Consider the following 3,604-nt stretch of genomic DNA (forward strand, 5'->3'; position numbering starts at 1 on the left):
CGGCGCCACGGACGGCGTCAGGCCCTCGCCGACCAACGGCGCGCACGCCGCCGTCGCCACGGTCGCCAGCAGCGGCGCCAGAAGCCCTCGCCTCGTCATTCCGCCTCCCCAGAACCAAAGGGGCGCGGCCCTCACGAACCACGCCCCGAAGTCAGACCGGACCTACTTGGCCAGGTGCTTATCCAGCCAGCCAAACACCTCATTGTGCCATTGCAGGCTGTTGGCCGGCTTCAGCACCCAGTGGTTCTCGTCCGGGAAGAAGACGAAGCGGCTCTCGATCCCGCGCCGTTGCAGGGCGGTGAAGGTCGACAGGCTCTGCGAGGTCGGGATGCGGAAGTCGAGGTCGCCCTGGACCACCAGCATCGGATCGCGCCAGTTCTGCACGTGGTTGGCCGGGTTGAACTTCTGATAGCCCTCCGGGTTTTCCCACGGCGTGCCGCCGTATTCCCACTCGGTGAACCACAGCTCCTCCGTGCCATAGCCCATGCCGAAGGTGTCGAAGACGCCGTCGTGGTTGACCAGGCATTTGAACTCGCCCGGCCAGTTGCCCGCGATCCAGTTGATCATATAGCCGCCGTAGGAGGCGCCGAGCGCGCAGGCGTTGTTGCCGTCGAGGAAGTCATACTTCGACTGGGCGAAGGCCCAGCCCTTCTGCAGGTCTTCCAGCGGGCGGTCGCCCCAGTGCTGGCTGATGGCGTCGGTGAATTCCTGGCCGTAGCCGGTCGAACCGTGGAAATCGATCATCACCACCGCATAGCCCGCGCCCGCATAGGTCTCGGGGTTCCAGCGATAGGACCAGCCGTTGCCGAACGAGCCCTGCGGCCCGCCGTGGATCAGGAAGGCGACCGGATATTTCTGGCCCTCGACATAGTTGGCGGGCTTGATGACGTAGCCGTGGACCGTCTCGTCGTTCCAGCCCGGGAAGCTGAACTGCTCGGCCTCGCCGAAGGCCTTGGTCGCCAGCTGCGGGTTCACATTGGTCAGGCGGCGTGGCATTTCGCGGCCGCGATAGGTCTTGAAGAACAGGTCGCTGGGCGAGGTCAGGGTGTCGACCGCCATGACGAAGCCCGAGGGCGTCTGCTGGAAGGCGCCGACGTGGCCTTCGCCCGTCAGCGGCGTCACCACCCCGTTGCGCGCGTCGATGGCGAACAGGCGGGTCTGACCGACGTCGCCCGCCGTGGTGTAGAGGGTGTTCCCGTCCTTCGACCATTGCAGGGTGTCGGCCGAGCGGTCCCAATTGGCCGCGATCTGGCGCGTCTGGCCGGTGGCGACGTCGCGCAGGAAGATCGAATATTTGTCCGCCTCAAAGCCCGGACGGGCCATGGCGCGGTAGGCCAGGGTCTGACCGTCGGGCGAGAAGACCGGACCCGTGTCCCAGGCCGGGTTGGCCTCGGTCAGATTGGTCAGCTGGCCGGGCGTCGAGACGGCGACGCTGTAGAGGTCGAAATTCGTGCTCCACGGCTCGCTGTTCCCGGCCTTGCGCGCCGAGAAGACCAGCGACTGCCCGTCAGGCGCGAAGGTGAACTCGCTCTCGTCGCCGAACGGCTTGGAGGGGGTGTCGCCGTCGAAGCCTTTCGTGACCCAGACCGGATCGCCGCCCGCATTGCCGTCGGCGCCGATCGACTGGACGAAGAGGTGGTTCTGGGTGTGGTCGTTCCACGTATCCCAGTGACGCACGAACATGCGGTCATAGACCTGGCCGGTGGACTTGCGCTCGGCCTCGGTCTTGCCGCGCGCGACCGAGGCGTTCAGGTCCGCCGCATCCGGGTAGACGGCCAGCGACACGGCCACCGCATCGCCCGCGCCATTGATGCGATAGGCGTTGACGTCGGTCGGCAGGCTGGTGACTTGCGTCGCCGTCGCGCCCTTGTCGGTCGAGACCCAGACCTGGCTCGAGCCCGAGCGCCCCGACAGGAAATAGAGTTTGCCGTCGGCGCCCCACCGGGCGGTGTTGGCGCCGCCTTCGGAAATCGCCAGCTTCTGCGGCTGAGCCTCGCCCTTCAGCCCCAGGATGTAGAGGGCGCTCGAGCGCTTGTTGGCCGCTACGTCCGTCTGGGTCAGGGCATAGACCACCCACTCGCCGTCCGGCGACACCTGGGGATCGCCCAGCCGGTTGGCCGAGATCATGTCCTGATAGGTGAAGGCCGTACGGGCCTGGGCCGTCGCCGCCGCCGGAGCGGCAGGCGCCCCCTCGGCCAGGGCCGGTAGGGCCGTAGCGGTCAGCAGGGCGGCGGCGCTGAGGCCGGACAGGAGATGGGGCAGGCGGCGCATTCAGGCGCTCCTCATGCGGATGTGAAGTCTGGCCGAAGGCCTAACACCGCCGCGCGCCGCCCGCAAAGCCTCCTGTTTAAGGGGCCGTTTGCTGACCTTCCTTCGTCCAGTCGGCCGTCCAGTTCAGGATCTCCTGCTGCCACTCGACCCAGGTCTGGGGTTTCAGCACCCAGTGGTTCTCGTCCGGCACATGGACGAAGCGGCTCGGGATGTTCAGCCGTTGCAGGGCCGAGAAGGTCGCCAGCCCCTGCTCCATCGGCACGCGGAAGTCCTTGGAGCCGTGCAGCACCAGCATCGGCTTCTTCCAGTCGCCCGCATAGGTCTCGGGGTTGTGGGCGTCATAGATCGCCTTGCGGTCCCAGGTCGCGCCGCCGAACTCATGGATGAAGGTCGAGATGTCCATGGCGTTCATCAGCTGGGGCACGTCGAACACCCCGGCGTGGTTGACCAGGCAGCGCCACGGCTCGTTCCACTGGCCCGCGATCATATTGACCATATAGCCGCCGTAGGAGGCGCCCAGCGCGCAGGCCCGCTGGCCGTCGATCCACGGATTGGCCGACAGCGCCGCCTGCCAGCCCTTCTGCAGATCCTCCAGCGGCCGGTCGCCCCAGTGGTCGTTGATGGCGTCGGTGAAGGCCTGGCCATAGCCCGGCGAGCCGTGGAAGTTGACCATGACCACCGCATACCCCGCCGCCGTATAGACCTGGGGGTTCCAGCGGTAGGACCAGCCCTCGGTCCAGGGCGACTTCGGCCCGCCGTGGATCAGGTAGACAGCCGGATATTTGCGCCCCTCGACAAAGCCTGCGGGCTTGAACACCCAGCCGTGCGTCGTCTCGTCGTTCCAGCCGGGGAAACGGATCTCCTCGGGACGCGGCAGATCGATGCGGGCCAGCAGTTCGGCGTTGTGCTGGGTCGCCTGACGCGCGGCCTGGCCGTTGCGGGCGATGAAGACCTGCGTCGGAGCCGTAAAGCTCTCATGGGCGTAGGCCAGCACGCCGCCGACCTCGTCGAAGTCGCCGACCGAGCCGATGTCGGTCAGGGCCTTCACCGCGCCGCTGCGGGCGTCGATCTCGAACAGGCGGTTCTGGCCCTCGTCAGCGGCCGTGACGTAGAGCGCCCGTCCGTCCGAACGCCAGGTCAGGCCGCTGGGGCCGCGATCCCAATTGGTCAGGGCGCGGGCGCCCGAACCGTTCGCATCGGCCACCATGACCACCGGCTGATCGCCGCCGACGTTCTCGCGCGGGGCCGCCAGCCAGGCCAGGCGGCGTCCGTCGGGCGACAGGGCGGGCGCCCCGTCCGGTCCCGAATGGCCCTCGGTCAGATTGACCGGCGC

General features: G+C 67.7%; 2 protein-coding genes. Both read right to left on the reverse strand.

Annotated features, from left to right (window positions below; all coding sequences use genetic code 11):
- Window positions 1–162 precede the first annotated feature (162 nt).
- Window positions 163–2,271: a S9 family peptidase gene (locus RT567_RS14945; protein ID WP_313577039.1), complete on the reverse strand. Its 2,109-nt coding sequence runs from the start codon at window positions 2,269–2,271 to the stop codon at window positions 163–165.
- A 76-nt stretch (window positions 2,272–2,347) separates the two neighbouring features.
- Window positions 2,348–3,604, reverse strand: a 1,257-nt coding sequence (locus RT567_RS14950; RefSeq protein WP_313577040.1) for a S9 family peptidase, incomplete at its 5' end; no start/stop codon positions are given.

It is taken from the genome of Brevundimonas sp., assembly GCF_032107865.1.
GTDB lineage: Bacteria > Pseudomonadota > Alphaproteobacteria > Caulobacterales > Caulobacteraceae > Brevundimonas.